This window comes from Campylobacter sp. 1569 (assembly GCF_024723675.1).
Lineage (GTDB): Bacteria > Campylobacterota > Campylobacteria > Campylobacterales > Campylobacteraceae > Campylobacter_D > Campylobacter_D jejuni_C.
The window spans coordinates 36,878-51,718 of record NZ_JANQDB010000001.1 but is presented as its reverse complement, the minus strand read 5'-3'; the positions used below and the strand labels follow the sequence as shown (position 1 = coordinate 51,718).

The 14,841-nt window shown below is 29.7% G+C and carries 18 protein-coding genes; 11 read left to right on the top strand and 7 right to left on the bottom strand.

The window, feature by feature from the left end:
- The first annotated feature begins 55 nt into the window (after positions 1-55).
- The 6 genes from hypB to msrA are packed head-to-tail and all read left to right on the top strand — an operon-like array spanning position 56 to position 3,973.
- Positions 56-790: a hydrogenase nickel incorporation protein HypB gene (gene hypB / locus CAMP5060_RS00320; protein ID WP_039628341.1), complete on the top strand. Its 735-nt coding sequence runs from the start codon at positions 56-58 to the stop codon at positions 788-790.
- A complete protein-coding gene (locus CAMP5060_RS00315; protein WP_039618343.1) occupies positions 790-1,071 on the top strand; it encodes a HypC/HybG/HupF family hydrogenase formation chaperone in 282 nt (93 codons plus the stop codon). Before hypB ends, CAMP5060_RS00315 begins: the two co-directional genes overlap by 1 nt.
- Entirely contained in the window at positions 1,058-2,149 is a 1,092-nt protein-coding gene (gene hypD / locus CAMP5060_RS00310; protein WP_337217688.1) for a hydrogenase formation protein HypD, read from the top strand. The genes CAMP5060_RS00315 and hypD overlap by 14 nt, the downstream gene beginning before the upstream one ends.
- A 1-nt stretch (position 2,150) precedes the next feature.
- Positions 2,151-3,122, top strand: a complete 972-nt coding sequence (gene hypE, locus CAMP5060_RS00305; protein WP_087700574.1) for a hydrogenase expression/formation protein HypE — start codon at positions 2,151-2,153, stop codon at positions 3,120-3,122.
- Positions 3,122-3,460: a hydrogenase maturation nickel metallochaperone HypA/HybF gene (locus CAMP5060_RS00300; RefSeq protein ID WP_337217687.1), complete on the top strand. Its 339-nt coding sequence runs from the start codon at positions 3,122-3,124 to the stop codon at positions 3,458-3,460. The genes hypE and CAMP5060_RS00300 overlap by 1 nt, the downstream gene beginning before the upstream one ends.
- A gap of 6 nt (positions 3,461-3,466) precedes the next feature.
- Entirely contained in the window at positions 3,467-3,973 is a 507-nt protein-coding gene (gene msrA / locus CAMP5060_RS00295; RefSeq protein ID WP_214126319.1) for a peptide-methionine (S)-S-oxide reductase MsrA, read from the top strand.
- Here the strand turns inward: msrA and CAMP5060_RS00290 are convergent.
- Genes CAMP5060_RS00290 through CAMP5060_RS00260 form a run of 7 tightly spaced genes read right to left on the bottom strand, consistent with a single transcriptional unit; the run spans position 3,970 to position 10,830 of the window.
- The gene (locus CAMP5060_RS00290; protein ID WP_012661495.1) at positions 3,970-4,170 is read right to left on the bottom strand and encodes a YgaP family membrane protein; all 201 of its coding nucleotides are present in this window, start codon (positions 4,168-4,170) and stop codon (positions 3,970-3,972) included. The two genes, msrA and CAMP5060_RS00290, sit on opposite strands and share 4 nt — an antisense overlap.
- A gap of 57 nt (positions 4,171-4,227) precedes the next feature.
- Positions 4,228-4,833, bottom strand: coding sequence for a Crp/Fnr family transcriptional regulator (locus CAMP5060_RS00285; protein WP_337217686.1), 606 nt, complete (start codon positions 4,831-4,833; stop codon positions 4,228-4,230).
- A 39-nt stretch (positions 4,834-4,872) separates the two neighbouring features.
- Entirely contained in the window at positions 4,873-5,397 is a 525-nt protein-coding gene (gene tpx, locus CAMP5060_RS00280; protein WP_263736810.1) for a thiol peroxidase, read from the bottom strand.
- Between the two features lie 60 nt (positions 5,398-5,457).
- Entirely contained in the window at positions 5,458-7,479 is a 2,022-nt protein-coding gene (locus CAMP5060_RS00275; protein ID WP_087700578.1) for an ATP-dependent helicase, read from the bottom strand.
- 7 nt (positions 7,480-7,486) lie between these two features.
- Entirely contained in the window at positions 7,487-8,728 is a 1,242-nt protein-coding gene (locus tag CAMP5060_RS00270; protein WP_039618326.1) for an ArsS family sensor histidine kinase, read from the bottom strand.
- Complete coding sequence (locus CAMP5060_RS00265; RefSeq protein WP_039618324.1) at positions 8,725-9,399, bottom strand: response regulator transcription factor; 675 nt, start codon at positions 9,397-9,399, stop codon at positions 8,725-8,727. Before CAMP5060_RS00265 ends, CAMP5060_RS00270 begins: the two co-directional genes overlap by 4 nt.
- A 12-nt stretch (positions 9,400-9,411) precedes the next feature.
- The gene (locus tag CAMP5060_RS00260; protein ID WP_214135967.1) at positions 9,412-10,830 is read right to left on the bottom strand and encodes a DegQ family serine endoprotease; all 1,419 of its coding nucleotides are present in this window, start codon (positions 10,828-10,830) and stop codon (positions 9,412-9,414) included.
- Positions 10,831-10,981: 151 nt separating this feature from the next.
- On the opposite strand from CAMP5060_RS00260, the gene CAMP5060_RS00255 reads away from it, so the two are divergent.
- Genes CAMP5060_RS00255 through CAMP5060_RS00235 form a run of 5 tightly spaced genes read left to right on the top strand, consistent with a single transcriptional unit; the run spans position 10,982 to position 14,839 of the window.
- The gene (locus CAMP5060_RS00255) at positions 10,982-11,854 is read left to right on the top strand and encodes a J domain-containing protein (protein ID WP_337217685.1); all 873 of its coding nucleotides are present in this window, start codon (positions 10,982-10,984) and stop codon (positions 11,852-11,854) included.
- Between the two features lie 12 nt (positions 11,855-11,866).
- Positions 11,867-12,241 carry a heat shock protein transcriptional repressor HspR gene (locus CAMP5060_RS00250; protein ID WP_039668403.1) on the top strand — a complete coding sequence of 125 codons (375 nt, stop codon included), beginning with the start codon at positions 11,867-11,869 and terminating at the stop codon, positions 12,239-12,241.
- 21 nt (positions 12,242-12,262) lie between these two features.
- The gene (locus tag CAMP5060_RS00245; RefSeq protein ID WP_337217684.1) at positions 12,263-13,888 is read left to right on the top strand and encodes a cation:proton antiporter; all 1,626 of its coding nucleotides are present in this window, start codon (positions 12,263-12,265) and stop codon (positions 13,886-13,888) included.
- Positions 13,885-14,232, top strand: coding sequence for a hypothetical protein (locus tag CAMP5060_RS00240; RefSeq protein WP_337217683.1), 348 nt, complete (start codon positions 13,885-13,887; stop codon positions 14,230-14,232). The genes CAMP5060_RS00245 and CAMP5060_RS00240 overlap by 4 nt, the downstream gene beginning before the upstream one ends.
- Positions 14,213-14,839: an HAD family hydrolase gene (locus tag CAMP5060_RS00235; RefSeq protein ID WP_214100465.1), complete on the top strand. Its 627-nt coding sequence runs from the start codon at positions 14,213-14,215 to the stop codon at positions 14,837-14,839. Before CAMP5060_RS00240 ends, CAMP5060_RS00235 begins: the two co-directional genes overlap by 20 nt.
- Positions 14,840-14,841 lie beyond the last annotated feature (2 nt).

Genomic DNA, 14,841 nt, shown 5'->3' with positions numbered 1-14,841 from the left:
ATATTTTTTTAATACTTTTTTATATACAATAAAATAAAAAGATAAAGGAAAGATTATGTGTAAAGATTGCGGCTGTTCTATTAATGGACATGAACATCATCATGATCACCATCATGAAAATCCGGCTTTAAAAGATGAAAAAACTATTAATGTTATTAGTAAAATTTTATCAAAAAATGATCATCAAGCAGCTCATAATAGAGAGCATTTTAATGAGTATAATACTCTTTGTATTAATCTAATGAGTTCCCCAGGAAGTGGTAAAACAACGCTTTTGGAAGAAACTATAAAAACTTTAAAAGATGATTTAAAAATAGCCGTGGTTGAAGGAGATTTAGAAACTAACAATGATGCAAATCGCATTATCAAAGCAGGAGGCTTAGCTCATCAAATCACCACAGGACAAACTTGCCATTTAGATGCTTTTATGGTGCATGAAGCTTTACATCATTTTAAACTTAGCGAACTTGATATAGTTTTTGTTGAAAATGTGGGAAATTTAGTATGTCCTGCAAGTTATGATTTGGGCGAGCATTTAAATGTAGTTTTACTTTCAGTAACAGAAGGTAGTGATAAGGTAGAAAAATATCCAGTGATGTTTAGAAAGGCTGATTTATTAGTCATTACTAAAGCTGATTTAGCTCAGCATTTTGACTTTGATTTTAAAGCGGCTTCTATGGCTGCTAAAAGGCTGAATCCTAAAATAGATATTATGATTTTAGATAGCAAAACAAAAACAGGATTTGATCTTTGGATAAATTATCTAAAAATGAAAAAGGAGCTTAACTAATGTGTCTTTCTATACCTTCTAAAATTTTAGAAATTGATGAGCTAAATTCAGCCATAGTAGAAACTTTAGGGGTTAAAAGAAGAGTGAGTTTAGATTTAATAAGCGAGCCTTTAAAAGTAGGCGATTATGTGCTTATACATGTAGGTTTTGCTATGGAAAAAATCGACACTCAAGCTGCACAAGAGAGTTTAAAAATTTATACAGATATAGCAGAGAAAATGCAAAATGGACAAATTGATGAAAATGAAGGTGATATGGGGCTAAAAAATGGATTTAATTAATGATTTTAGAGATAAAGAAAGAATTTTAGCCCTAAAAGAACTTATTGCTTCTAAAATTACTAAGCCTATTAATATCATGGAAATTTGTGGTGGACATACGCATAGTATTATGAAATTTGGTTTGCCTGATTTATTACCCAAAGAAATTAATTTTGTGCATGGTCCAGGTTGTCCTGTATGTGTTATGCCTAGAGAGCGTATTGATACAGCTTTAAAGCTTGCAAGTATGCCAAATACTATCTTTTGTGTATTAGGTGATATGCTTAAAGTGCCAGGAAGTTATGAAAGCTTAATTGATCTTAGAGCTAAAGGAGCTGATATTAAAGCACTTTATACACCTTTGGATGTGATAGATATAGCTTTAAAAAACCCTGAAAAAAATATAATCTTTTTTGCTATAGGTTTTGAGACAACTACACCTATGAGTGGGGTGATTATAGAAAAAAGCATGGCCTTAAATTTAAAAAATTTATTTTTTCATATCAATCATGTATTAGTTCCACCTGCAGTAGAAGCTATCATGCAAGATAAAAATGTAAAAATTGACGCCTTTTTAGCACCTTCTCACGTAAGCGTTATCACAGGATCAAACATTTATCAACCTATTGCAAAAAAATATAAAACCCCTATAGCAGTGAGTGGTTTTGAGCCAGTTGATATAATGCTTAGTGTGTTAAATATAGTAGAGCAAATGAATGCAAATACTTTTGAGGTTTATAATGAATATCATAGAGTAGTTAGCAAAGAGGGAAATTTAAAAGCCAAAGCTTTAGTAGAAAAATACTTTAAACCTTGTGATTTTGAATTTAGAGGTCTTGGAGTGATTGTAAATGGTGGGCTTTGTTTAAAAGATGAATTTGCACACTTAGATGCTAGCAAAGTGTTTGATTGTAAAGTACAAAGTAAAGATGAAAGCAAGGCTTGCATTTGTGGTCAAATTTTAAGAGGCTTAGCTAAGCCTTATGATTGCAAGGTATTTTCAAAAGCTTGCACTCCAAAAAATCCCATAGGTAGCTGTATGGTTTCTAGTGAAGGAGCTTGTGCGGCTTATTATAAATACTATCAAGATAAGGCATAAAATGAAACAAATTACTCTAGCTCATGGTGGCGGTGGCGAAGAAATGAATGCTTTGATAAGTGAAATTTTTTCTATTTTTGAAAACGATATTTTAAAAGAAGCAAATGATGCTGCTATTTTAGATGATTTGGCTTTTAGCACTGATTCTTTTGTGCTAAATCCTATCTTTTTAAAAGATATAAATATAGGAAAATTAGCAGTTTGTGGTAGCGTAAATGATGTATTAATGGTGGGAGCAAAACCGCTATATTTATCGTTAGCTTTGATTTTAGAAGAGGGTTTTGAGATAGAAAAGTTAAAAATTATACTAAAATCTATAAAAGAAGAATGCGATAAAGCGGGAGTAAAACTAGTTTGCGGGGATACTAAAGTTGTTCCTAAAAATAAAGGCGATGAGATATATATTAACACTTCATGTATAGGTAAAAATATACAAAAAATCAATACCAAAGACTTAAAAAGTGGTTGTAGTATCTTAGTTTCAAGGGATATTGGAGCTCATGGTTGTGCGGTTTTGGTTGAAAGAAATAATTTAGAGGCAAATATCCAAAGTGATTGCAAAAGCTTAAAAGATGAAGTTTTAACACTTTTAAATGCAGATATTTCTATAAAAGCAATGCGCGATGCTACGCGTGGTGGGCTTAGTGCGGTTTTAAATGAATGGGCTAAATTAAGTAATTTAGAGCTTTTAATATATGAAGAAAAAATCCCAGTTTGCGATGAAGTTTTAGGGGTTTGTGAGCTTTTTGGGTATGAGCCTTATGAGCTTGCAAATGAAGGAACTTTTATTATTTGTGTAGATAAAAAAGATGAGCAAAAAGCATTAGAAATTTTAAAACAATTTAATGCTAATGCAGCCATTATAGGTGAAATCACAGCTAATGAAAAAACAAGAGTGGTTTTAGAAAATGCTTATGGAGCAAAACGTATTTTAGAAGCTCCAAAAGGCGAACTTTTACCAAGAATTTGCTAATGCATGAGTTAAGTATTACAGAATCTTTGCTAGAGCTTTGCGAAGAATATGCTCAAGGAAAAGTTATTGAAGAAGTGCATGTTAAAATAGGGCGCTTAAGTGGGGTTGAGCCTCCACTTTTGCAAAGAAGCTTTGAAACTTTTAAAGAAAATAGTCCTTTGTGTAAGAATGCTAAATTTATTATGCATATTCAAGAAGTAGTAGTTGAGTGTCAAAAATGCCATTTTAGTGGAGTGCTTGAAAATAATATCTTTTGGTGCCCAAAATGCGAAGATAAAGATTTAAAAATCATAGATGGAGAAGAACTTTATCTTATGCAACTTGTTTTAAAAGTTTAGAAAACAATGACAAATAAAGAAATCATTTTAGGTGCGGGTTGTTTTTGGTGTACTCAAGCTGTGTTTGATGAAATTAAAGGCGTAGTTTATACAGAAGTAGGTTATAGTGGTGGTAAGCCAAATCCAAGTTATGAAAGCATGATAAATGGCGATGGAAATATAGAAGTAGCTAAGATAATTTATGATGAAAAACAAATTTCATTAGAAAAAATTTTAGAAATTTTTCTCAAAATGCATGATCCAACAAGCCTAGATAAACAAGGTGCTGATGAGGGGATACAATATAGATCAGTTATTTTTTATCAAACTAATGAGGAGTTAAAAATCATTAGTGATTTTTTACAAAAAGCACAAAAATATTACGCTAAAGCTATAGTTACGCAAGTTTTAAAATTAGAAAAATTTTATAAAGCTGAGGATTATCATCAAAAATATTTTAAAAATAATCCCAGCCAAGCTTATTGTAGATTTATCATCGCACCAAAGCTAGAAAAACTAGTAAATCATTCCTAATTTTTCTTTTTAGAAATAGGGCAAACCCCAAGTGGACAAGCTTGTTTTCCACTAAGCACTCTTATAGGACAAACAGCAAAAATACCTGTTAATAAAGGAATTAAACCCAATAATCCCCACCAAGTTGAAAAATAAACTCCTAAAGAAAATGCCACTATGGCTAAAGCTATTCTTAGCACTCTTTCTAATTTACTCATAATTTCTCCTTTTTGTTGATATTATAAATAAATTTTAAAAGTATTTCTGTGATAAAGTTACAAAGAAATTAGTATTATTTTAGATCTTTCAAGTTTGATTTTACCTTCATTTTCTAACTCTTTTAAAATTCTTGAAACAGCTTCTCTAGCGCTTCCTAAGTGATTAGCTAAAGCTTCATGAGTAATTTTTAAAGTATTATTACTAGCATTTTCTTTTAAAAAATCACAAATTCTAGAAGATAAAGGCATAAATAAAGCTTGTTCTAAAACTCTGATTAAGGTATTAAAACGCTTGGTGATTAAACTTAAAACATAATTATTAATTTTTGGGTATTTATCTTTTAAAATTTGAAAAATCGATGAGGGGATGATGGCTATACTTGTATTTTGAGTACTTTGTATAAAAACATCATAAGATATGCCATCCATATTACACTCAGAGCAAATAACGCATTCATCATTTTCTTTAAGGTGAAAAAGTGTTATTTCTTTTGCATTTGGAGTTAGAATAAAAGCTCTGAGTTCACCTTTTAAAATTTTTATAAATCCTAAACATTTATCATTAACCTTAAAATCTTTTTCAATGTTTATTATTTGTAAGTGTTCTTGTATGAGTATGAGATCTTGTTTTTCTATTTCAAAACGAGAAAGAAAATTTTCCATATTTTTAAGTTTTAAAAGCCTATAAAAGGCTTTTAAATTTTAGTGGCAACCACAACCACCACATCCACAACTTTGACCAAAGAAGCTTTCTAGAGCTTGCATATTTGGAAGTTCTGTTACTTCATTTACTAATTCTTTATAAGCAACCATACCATCTTTAACTACAAACACCGCTCTAGCTAAAATTCCCTCAAGTGGACCATCAGCCATTAAAACACCATATTTTTCACCAAATTCTTTAGAAACAAAATCACTTGCAACAGTTAAATTATCTATACCCTCAGTTGAGCAAAAACGACCCATAGCAAATGGTAAGTCCATACTAACTACGATTACTTCCACACCGCTTGCTGCTGCCTTTTTATTAAATTCTCTAGCTTCGGTTGCACATACTGGAGTATCAAGACTTGGCACGCTAATAATAATTTGAGTTTTACCTTTTGGAGCAATTTCAACACCTGAAAGATCTTTAGCTTTTAAAGTGATATTTGGAGCCATATCGCCAACTTGAATATTATTTCCTTTTAAATTTACTTTATTTCCTTTGAATAATACACTATTCATTTTTTCTCCTTGAATGATTTTTATTAATCATAATATAAAAAGATTAATAAAGTCTTATTTTTATTCTTCTTTACACATACCTGCTTCGATTAGAAAACACGAAGGTTGATAATTGCTTTTTTTAATCTTATCATATTTTGCATAGCTTAAGTATAAAGTATCCTTAGCTCTAGTTACTGCTACATAAAAAAGCCTTCTTTCTTCTTCTAAACTCCCACCCATACTCATGAGTTTTTGATTAGGAAATCTTCCTTGTGCAAGATCAATTACAAATACAAGTTCAAACTCAAGCCCCTTACTAGCGTGTATACTTAAAAGATTAACCCCACTACCACTACTCATTTCACTAGCACCAAGAGTAAGAAAATTATAGTATTTGTAATTATCACTATAATTTTTAGCAAGTTCTTTTAATACAAACATTTTTGCATTGATTTTTTCTAAAATTTCATTTTTTTTATTTAAATCAACATTAGAGTTTTTATTAGTCGCTCTTTTGGTTGCTAAAATATCACAAATTTCTTTAAAATAATCATTTTCTAAGATCAAATTTACAAGTTGAGTTGAAACCTTACACTCGCTTGCTTTTTTAATAAAAAGATAAATTTTTTCAAGATTTTTAGCACAAAACTCGTTAATTTTAGGAAGGCTTAAAATAGGATGGGTGTTAAACTCACTTTCTAGATTAAACCTTGAAGGCGAGGCTAGCTCCTCAATATCATCAAAAAGTCCTAGTTGATAACTTTGTTTTTTGTATTTTTTTAAACTCACACTACTATCAGGATTTAAAAAGCCTTTAATCAAACTAGAATGCCCTAATTTCAACAAAGCGTCAAAAATATCTTTTGCTAAAACCCCACCAACTCCTTTGGTGTATTCAAGTAAATGTATAAAAGCCATGATATCTTTTGGATTAAGCACGATTGCAAGCATAGAGCAAAAGTTTTTAACTTCCAAGCTTTCAAAAAAGCTTCCCCCACCTTTTCTTTTGCTTGCTATACCAAGTTCTCTTAAGGCAACTTCTACTCCATCTGCACTAGAATTGTTTCTAAAAATAACAGCAATTTCATCAAGATTAACACCGCTTTGTAGGATTATTTTTGCTATGGTAGAGTATTGATCAAATAATTCATTAAAAGTTAGCAAACTTGGAGCTTTAAAATCTCCTTCCCTAGTTACAATTAATTCTTTAGGATATAATCTTTCATTGTTTAAAATAACCTTATTAGCTAGCGCAAGTATATTTTTACTAGAACGATAATTTTTATTTAAAGTAAAAATATTTGCATCGATAAATCTATCTTTAAAACTTCCTATAATAGAAATATCAGCCCCATTAAAAGCATAGATACTTTGATCATAATCCCCCACACAAAATAAACTTTTACTTTTAAAAGCATCAATTAATGAGCCTTGTAAAGTATTAGTATCTTGATACTCATCTACTAAAATCTCATCAAATTCAAAATGATGTGAAGCTAAAACATGTTTTAATTTGATTAATAAATCATTAAAATCCACATAGTTAAAACGTGCTTTTTCTTCTTCATATTCTTTTAAAATATCTTCATAAATTTCAGCATAAACAGCTTGTTCATCATAGTTTTGACAAAACCAATTATAAAATTCATCTAAATTTGCATTAGTATTTTGAAATAAAGAATATACATCATACAAATAACTTGGCATATAAGGTTTAGTATCACTTAGATGATGAAAAGTGCGTTTTTCAAAAATGGAACGCAAAAGAATTTTAAGCTCACTTGCAGGCTTTAAAATAATATCATGATTTAACTCTTTAAGTAGAGAATAAGCAGTGCTATGGAATGTTCCTGCTGTAATTTTTGAAGTAATGCTTTTATCAAAATATTTACCAAGTCTTTCTATCATTTCCTTACTAGCTTTGTTTGTAAAGGTTAAAAGCATAATTTTTTCAGGCTTTATACCATTTTGAAGTAAAAAGGCTATTCTTGCAACTATAGTTGAAGTTTTACCTGTACCTGCACTTGCTATGATAAGATTGTGTCCAAAAGGAGCACTAGCGGCTTTGTATTGTTCTTCATTTAAACGTGATAAGGGCATGAGCTTCCTAGTTTAAAATTATATTTTGTATATCATTAAAATAAAAATGATTGATACCGTCTTTATATTCATAATAAAGCGTAAGTTTATGAGAGTCTAAAATAGTCTTAACAATGTATAATCCAAGTCCAAAACTATCTTTGTTTTTCTTTCCTTGCGTAAAGGCTTGAGTGTAGTATTTTAAGTCTTTATCTAAGGCTTTTCCTTTGTTTTTAAAGCAAAGATAATCTTTAGTTATTTCTATGGTAACGCAATTTTCATCAGAGTATTTTGTCGCATTATCTATCATATTTTTCATCGCAGTAGTAAAGAGTTTAAAATCCACATTGACACTAAAACTTTCTTTGATGCTAATTTTTACCTTTTCATCATCACTCATAGCTATATCTTTAGCTTCATCTAAAAGATCTAAGATATTGTATTTTTTTAAATTAATCAAACCAGCACCTGAGGTAATTTGTTCAATCGCTGCAAATTCATTAATCAAAATTTCCAAACGATTAAAAGCGCCTACTAATCTTTCTTTATATTTGCTATCTTCAAGCATTTCTAAAGTAATTAAACCTTTAGTGATAGGAGTTTTTAACTCATGCATAATATTTCTTAAGAAAAACTGCCTTGAAGTGTTTAGTTTTTGAATTCTTAAAATAGATTCATAAAAGGCTGTTGCTACTTGAGAAATTTCATCATTACCTTTACTGACATTTTGAATTTCATTGAGTTTATTTTCGCCAAATTTATCTATTTGTCTTTTTAAAGCTCTAAGTGGTTTTAATTTTCTAATGATAAAAATATATAAAATCAATAAAACCATTACTACTATGCTAGCAATAAGCTTAATCACAAAATAACGATAACCTTGATATTCTAAATCTTTGTACAAATAAAGTTTTCCATCAAAGATGATTTTTAAGTACACATTATCTTCTAAAGTAATAATTTCAACTACACCCGTGCTAGTTTGAGCACGTGCTATAGTTTCAGCCTTGTAGATAATTTTTCTTATAGAAGATGGCGCGGTTAGTTCTATCATTTTGTAATTTTTTGTTTGCTCATAAAATTCTTTTTCACTAATTACACGATTAAAATACAACAATCTTGCATTAGCTATAAAAGAATATTTCGCATTAAGCTCATTAGTGTAATTTTGTTGATCATATTTTATAAGCCATAAAAATGCCAAAATCACACTAACACTAGCAAGTAAGAAAACAAAGGTTATAGTATAAAAAATCGATGATTTGTTCATTGAGTTAATTTATATCCTATGCCTCTGATTGAGTGAATATATTTTGGAGTTTTAGGATCATCTCCGATTTTTTGTCTGATTCTACTAATGATTACATCTATGCTTTTATTGCTAGAGTCTTCACTAATAGAGCTACAATTATACACAAGTTCTTCACGGCTTACCACTCCACCTTCTTTTTTAATCAAATAACTTAAAATATCAAATTCAGCATTAGTAAAGCTAATTTCTTGATCTTTCATGGTAATAGTGTGTTTATATTTATCATATACAAGATCTTTTTTAACTTGAGTTTGAGCGGTTTTGGTGTTTGAAATTCTTCTTAAATGACTTTTAATTCTTGCTTGAAGTTCTTGAGGATTATATGGTTTTGGTAAATAATCATCAGCACCCAAATCAAGCGCAGCAACCTTATCGCTAATATCATGTCTTGCACTTGAAATGATAATAGGTGTATCATATTTTTTACGAATTTCCTCGCATACTTCAAGTCCATCAAGTCCAGGCAAGCTTAAATCCAAAATGATTAAATCATAAGGATTTAAAGCAAGTCTTGAAAGACCTATATAAGGCTCATGAGCAATATCTACTTTCATATCAAATTGCTCTAAATATTCAGCTATAATCTCTGCTAATTCTAAATCATCTTCTATCATTAAAATATTTGTCATTTTTTTCCTTTCTTAAAAAAGTAAAGCTCTAACCATACCGCCTCTATTAATCCAAATTTTAACATATTCTTTGTCTTTATTTAATTCTAAAGCCTTAGATAATTCTTTAAAATTTGAAACTTCGTATTGATTAATACCTATGATAATATCACCTTGCTCAAAACCTATTTTTTCTGCTTTTGATTTTGGAGTAACTTCGGTAATTAAAATACCGCTAATATTTTCAGGTATGCGGTATTGTTGTTTATTTTTAGAATCAAGTTCTACTAATTTTAAACCATCAATATAACCTTTTTCATATTGTAGCGATTTTTCATCTGTTTTTAGCATAAATTTAGCTGTTTTGACTTTATTATCTCTTTCATAAGTTACTTCTATAGCTTGTTTTGGATCAATACTTCCTATATAATTTTTTAAATCCATAGGGCTTTTAATCACAGTTTTATCTACTTTTATAATCAAATCACCTCTTTTTAATCCTGCATTATAAGCTGCTGAGTCTTTTTGAACTTCTGTTATTAAAGCTCCTTCTTGATTAGTATAAGCTTTTTTAATATCTTGAGTTAAAGCTCCTATGACTACGCCTAAATATCCTCTTTCAATTTTTCCATGTTCAATGAGTTTTTGTGCAATAGATTTTGCCATATTAGAAGGGATTGCAAAGCCTATGCCATTATTTCCACCACTTCTTGAAAGTATGGCTGAATTTATCCCAACTAAAGCCCCTCTACTATCTACCAAAGCCCCGCCTGAATTTCCAGGATTAATTGAAGCATCAGTTTGAATAAAATTTTCATACTGATTTAAACCTATATTATTTTTATTTAAAGCTGATATAATCCCGCTTGTAACACTACTTCCAACGCCAAAAGGATTACCTAGAGCAAATACTACATCACCTTCTAATAATTTATCTGAATCAGCAAAAACCACAGCAGGTAAATTTTTTGCTTCTATTTTTATCACTGCCAAATCTGTTTTAGGATCAGCGCCAATTAATTTGGCTTTATATTCAGTGCTTGAATCAGGTAAATTTACAGTGATTTTTTCTGCACCTTCTATAACGTGATTATTTGTTATAATATAACCATCGCTTGAGATAATCACGCCTGAACCAAGTGAACTTACTACTTCTTTTTTATTCTTTTTACTTTTTGGAGCTTGTGGGAAATCAAAACCAAAAAATTGTTTAAAATAAGGATCATTGAAAAAATCATCAATCCCAAAGGAATTGCTTTGAACGGTTTTAGAAGTTGAAATATTAACTACTGAATTTTTAACTTTTTGTATAGAATTATGATAAGAAAGTATAGTGTTTTGGTTATCGGTTGGTAAAGATCTTTTTACATTATCATCTGTTTGTTTAAAATCAATACTAGCACTAAAAATAGTAGTTGCTAATGCCAAAGAAAGAATCATAGTTTTTTTCATGTATTATCCTTTGTAAAATCATTTTATACAAGTATAAAATTTTATTTTTACACAATTGTAAACAAAACCTTTAGTATTAAAACTTATAAAAGTTGATTGACTAAGACTAAAGTTTATGGTATAATCTTATAAAAAATTAAGGAATAATAAAATGAATAATAGTTTATATGAAACACTAGGTGTTTCGCAAAATGCTAGCGCAGATGAGATAAAAAAAGCTTATAGAAAATTAGCAAGACAATATCACCCAGATATCAATAAAGAAGCAGGTGCTGAAGAAAAATTTAAAGAAATCAACGCAGCTTATGAGATTTTAAGTGATGAGAAAAAAAGAGCTCAATATGATAGATATGGTGATTCTATGTTTGGTGGGCAAAGTTTTCATGATTTTTCAAGAAATGCAGGTGGAGCTGATATCAATGATATTTTAAATAATATTTTTGGCGGAGGTTTTGGAGGATTTGGTAGAGGTTTTAGCTCTAGTAATAATTTTAGAAGTGGTTTTGGCGGCTTTGGCGGCTTTGAAGAGGATTTAGACTTACAAGCAAATGTTAAAATTCCTTTTGAAAAAGGAATTTTAGGTGGTGAGCATACCATAAATATCAATAATGAACAAGTTAAAATCAAAATTCCACATGGTATAAAAGATGGTGAAAAGCTACGTATAAGAGGCAAAGGAAAAAGCTTTCAAGGACAAAAAGGAGATTTGATTTTAAAAGTAGAGCTTGAAAAAAGTGATGAATACGAAAGAGAGGATGATGATTTATACAAAAAAGTTGAAATTAGCTTAAAAACAGCACTCTTTGGAGATAAAATCAGCGTACATACCCCAAGAAAAGAAGTTAAAATCACTATACCGCCAAATTCTAAAAACAATCAAAAAATCAGACTTAAAGGCTATGGAGTACAAAATAGAAAAACAGACCTTTATGGGGATATGTATTTAATTTTAAATGTAAAAATACCTGATATTAATAGCCTTGATCCTGAATTTGTAAAAATTTTAGAAGAAAAATTACCTTAAAAGGAGTAAACAATGGAGCATAGTTATGATGAACCGGTGTATCTTATAAGTGTTGTTGCAAAGGTTTTAAGCATACACCCACAAACTCTAAGACAATACGAAAAAGAAGGTTTAGTTGAACCAAGTAGAACTGATGGTAAAATGAGACTTTATTCTCAAAAAGATATAGATAGAATCAAAATGATTTTACGCTTAACAAGAGATCTTGGGGTTAATTTAGCCGGTGTTGATGTGATTTTAAAGCTAAAAACAAAAATTGATGAGTTTGAAAATACTATTGAAGAATTAAGATTAGAACTTGATAGAAGAGACAATCCTTCAAAATCAAGAGCAGTAGTCAAACACAGAAGCAATTTTGACTTAATTTTTTTAGAAAAAATAAAATAATAAAATAAAAAAGGCTAATTAGTGGAAGAGTTTTTAAATGTCTTTTTAGTTGCAGTTGCTTTTGCTGTAATTTTAAATGTAATTTTAAAAAAATTTGGTATTCCAACTATTATAGGCTATATAGCTACAGGTTTATTTGTGCGTGAATTTTATGGTTTTAGTACTAATGAAATCATTATCCATGTGGCTGAGTTTGGTATAGTTTTTTTAATGTTTACCATAGGGCTTGAATTTTCATTTAAACATCTTTTAGCAATGAAAAAAGAAGTGTTTTTAAATGGAAGTTTGCAAATGCTAACTTGTGGCTTGGTTTGTACTTTACTTGTAACTTATATTTTAGGTATAGCAAATCATATAGCAATGATAGCAGGTTTTGCTCTAGCCTTATCCTCCACCGCTATAGTTTTAAAAATACTTAATGATAGTGGCGATATCAACGAAGAATATGGCAGAAAAGCTTTAGGAATTTTGCTTTTTCAAGATATTGCTGTAATACCACTGCTACTAATGATTGATATATTTAGTTCTCAAAATACTGATATTTCAAAGCTTTTACTTACAACCTTAGTCAGTGCTGTGATTTTGCTTGTTTTGCTTTATTTTATAGGTAAATACCTTTTTACTTATGTTTTAAAATTTATCATTAAGACTAATGCAAATGAAATTTTCATTGCTACTATACTTTTTACTGTAATAGGAGCAAGCTTTTTAGCTCATTCTTTTGGTTTTTCATATTCACTCGGAGCTTTTATAGCTGGAGCTTTGATAGCTGAAACTAAGTATAAACATAAAATAGAAGCAGACTTGGTTCCCTTTAGGGATTTGCTTTTAGGATTTTTCTTTATTAGTGTTGGCTTACAAATTGATTTTCATATAGTTTTTGAAAATTGGTTTTTGATTTTTGTTTTTGTAAGCTTGGTATTGTTAATAAAATTTGTAGTAATTTATGGTCTTTTAATCCTTTATACAAGAAAAAGAGTAGCGTTAAAAACTGCTTTGAGTATTTCTCAAATTGGAGAATTTGCGCTAGCAGTATTTTCGCTAATGCAAGTAAATTCACTTATAGATGAAAAAACAGCACAAATTTTCATTATAGTTTCCATCATCACTATGGTTGCAACACCTTTTATTTTAAATAATCTTAGAAAAATAGCCAACGCAGCCGAAGGTGAGCAAAACGATATGGCTAAATTTTATCTATGTGATCAAAAAATGAAAGATCATTTTATCATTTTTGGCTATGCAAGATTAGGTCAAGAAGTGGTGCAAAAGATTAAAAAAACAGGTATTCCATATCTAGTTTTAGAAAGTGATTTAAATTTGGTTGAGCTTGGGCGTAGCAGAAATGAGAATGTTTTTTTTGCTAGTGTAGCGCAAGTAGAAACATTAAAAGTAGCTAATATAGAAGAATGCTCAGTTGCTATTATAACTATAAGCAATGAAGCTAAACTTGATATGCTCTATCAAGTGCTTTCTAGTTTTAACAAACCTATACAAACGGTTTTAAAAACAAGTGGTACAGGTGCTAAAATCATTTTCCCACACACTGATAAACATTTACACATTGTAGATGCTGAAGCTTCAATAGCTAGAAATTTAGTACAAGAAGCATTACAATGTAGAATTAATACAAGTGCAGCAGAATGAAAAATGATGAAAAAGCTTTGAGAGTTAAATACGTAAGAGCTTTAGAAAAATTTACCAACTCTGCTGTAAGTGCTTTAAAAAGGGAAGATTTTGATTTAACTCTTTTTAGGGAAAGAATGCAAAAAAATGCTAAAATCTTTGAAAAAGTTCAAGCGGTATTTTTGGATTCTACTTATACTAAGGCTTTGGAGATTTTTGTAAATGAGTGTTTAGATGAAAGTTTAGACCAAAAAACTTTAGCTTCAAAAGCCAATGCCTTATATAAGCTAAAAAATAATCAAAGTTATAAAAAAGACAAACATAAAATAAATTTAAGGATGAATATTGATAAATGTAATTTTTGATATGGATGGCACGCTTATAGATAGTGCTAATGCTATAGTATGTGCAGTAAATGAGATAAGAGCGGATTTAAATTTAGAACCTTTAAAAAGAGAGTTTATTTTAGATACTATCAACACTCCTGGGCAAAATTATGCTAAGATTTTTTATGGGGTTGATACTTACTCACATACTAGCTTTAAAGAAGGTTATGAGAAGTATTTTATCAAGCATTATGATCAAAGCGTGGTGCTTTTTGATGGTGTGCTTGAGGTTTTGGAATTTTGTAAAAAAAATGATTGTTATCTGGCTATAGCTACTAATGCACCTCAAGAAAGCTTAGTACCTATTTTAAAAAAACAAAACATTCTTTCATATTTTGATAAAATATTAGGTGTTAGTTATGGTATAGAAGCTAAGCCTGATCCTATGATGTTAAGATTAATCACAGATGAAGCAAAATATGAAAAAAGTATTTTCATAGGCGATAGCTTAAAAGACAGACTTTGTGCTAAAAATGCTAAGATGGATTATATACATATTTCTTGGCAAAAAGAAATTAAAGACTTGGATGAAGCTAACGATAAAACTACTTTAATAGAAAAAATTCAAACTTACATAAAAGGTTAAAA

Coding starts and splice junctions, on each gene's coding strand:
- hypB (WP_039628341.1), top strand. CDS start 56: ATGTGTAAAGATTGCGGCTGTTCTATTAATGGACATGAACATCATCAT.
- CAMP5060_RS00315 (WP_039618343.1), top strand. CDS start 790: ATGTGTCTTTCTATACCTTCTAAAATTTTAGAAATTGATGAGCTAAAT.
- hypD (WP_337217688.1), top strand. CDS start 1,058: ATGGATTTAATTAATGATTTTAGAGATAAAGAAAGAATTTTAGCCCTA.
- hypE (WP_087700574.1), top strand. CDS start 2,151: ATGAAACAAATTACTCTAGCTCATGGTGGCGGTGGCGAAGAAATGAAT.
- CAMP5060_RS00300 (WP_337217687.1), top strand. CDS start 3,122: ATGCATGAGTTAAGTATTACAGAATCTTTGCTAGAGCTTTGCGAAGAA.
- msrA (WP_214126319.1), top strand. CDS start 3,467: ATGACAAATAAAGAAATCATTTTAGGTGCGGGTTGTTTTTGGTGTACT.
- CAMP5060_RS00290 (WP_012661495.1), bottom strand. CDS start 4,170: ATGAGTAAATTAGAAAGAGTGCTAAGAATAGCTTTAGCCATAGTGGCA.
- CAMP5060_RS00285 (WP_337217686.1), bottom strand. CDS start 4,833: ATGGAAAATTTTCTTTCTCGTTTTGAAATAGAAAAACAAGATCTCATA.
- tpx (WP_263736810.1), bottom strand. CDS start 5,397: ATGAATAGTGTATTATTCAAAGGAAATAAAGTAAATTTAAAAGGAAAT.
- CAMP5060_RS00275 (WP_087700578.1), bottom strand. CDS start 7,479: ATGCCCTTATCACGTTTAAATGAAGAACAATACAAAGCCGCTAGTGCT.
- CAMP5060_RS00270 (WP_039618326.1), bottom strand. CDS start 8,728: ATGAACAAATCATCGATTTTTTATACTATAACCTTTGTTTTCTTACTT.
- CAMP5060_RS00265 (WP_039618324.1), bottom strand. CDS start 9,399: ATGACAAATATTTTAATGATAGAAGATGATTTAGAATTAGCAGAGATT.
- CAMP5060_RS00260 (WP_214135967.1), bottom strand. CDS start 10,830: ATGAAAAAAACTATGATTCTTTCTTTGGCATTAGCAACTACTATTTTT.
- CAMP5060_RS00255 (WP_337217685.1), top strand. CDS start 10,982: ATGAATAATAGTTTATATGAAACACTAGGTGTTTCGCAAAATGCTAGC.
- CAMP5060_RS00250 (WP_039668403.1), top strand. CDS start 11,867: ATGGAGCATAGTTATGATGAACCGGTGTATCTTATAAGTGTTGTTGCA.
- CAMP5060_RS00240 (WP_337217683.1), top strand. CDS start 13,885: ATGAAAAATGATGAAAAAGCTTTGAGAGTTAAATACGTAAGAGCTTTA.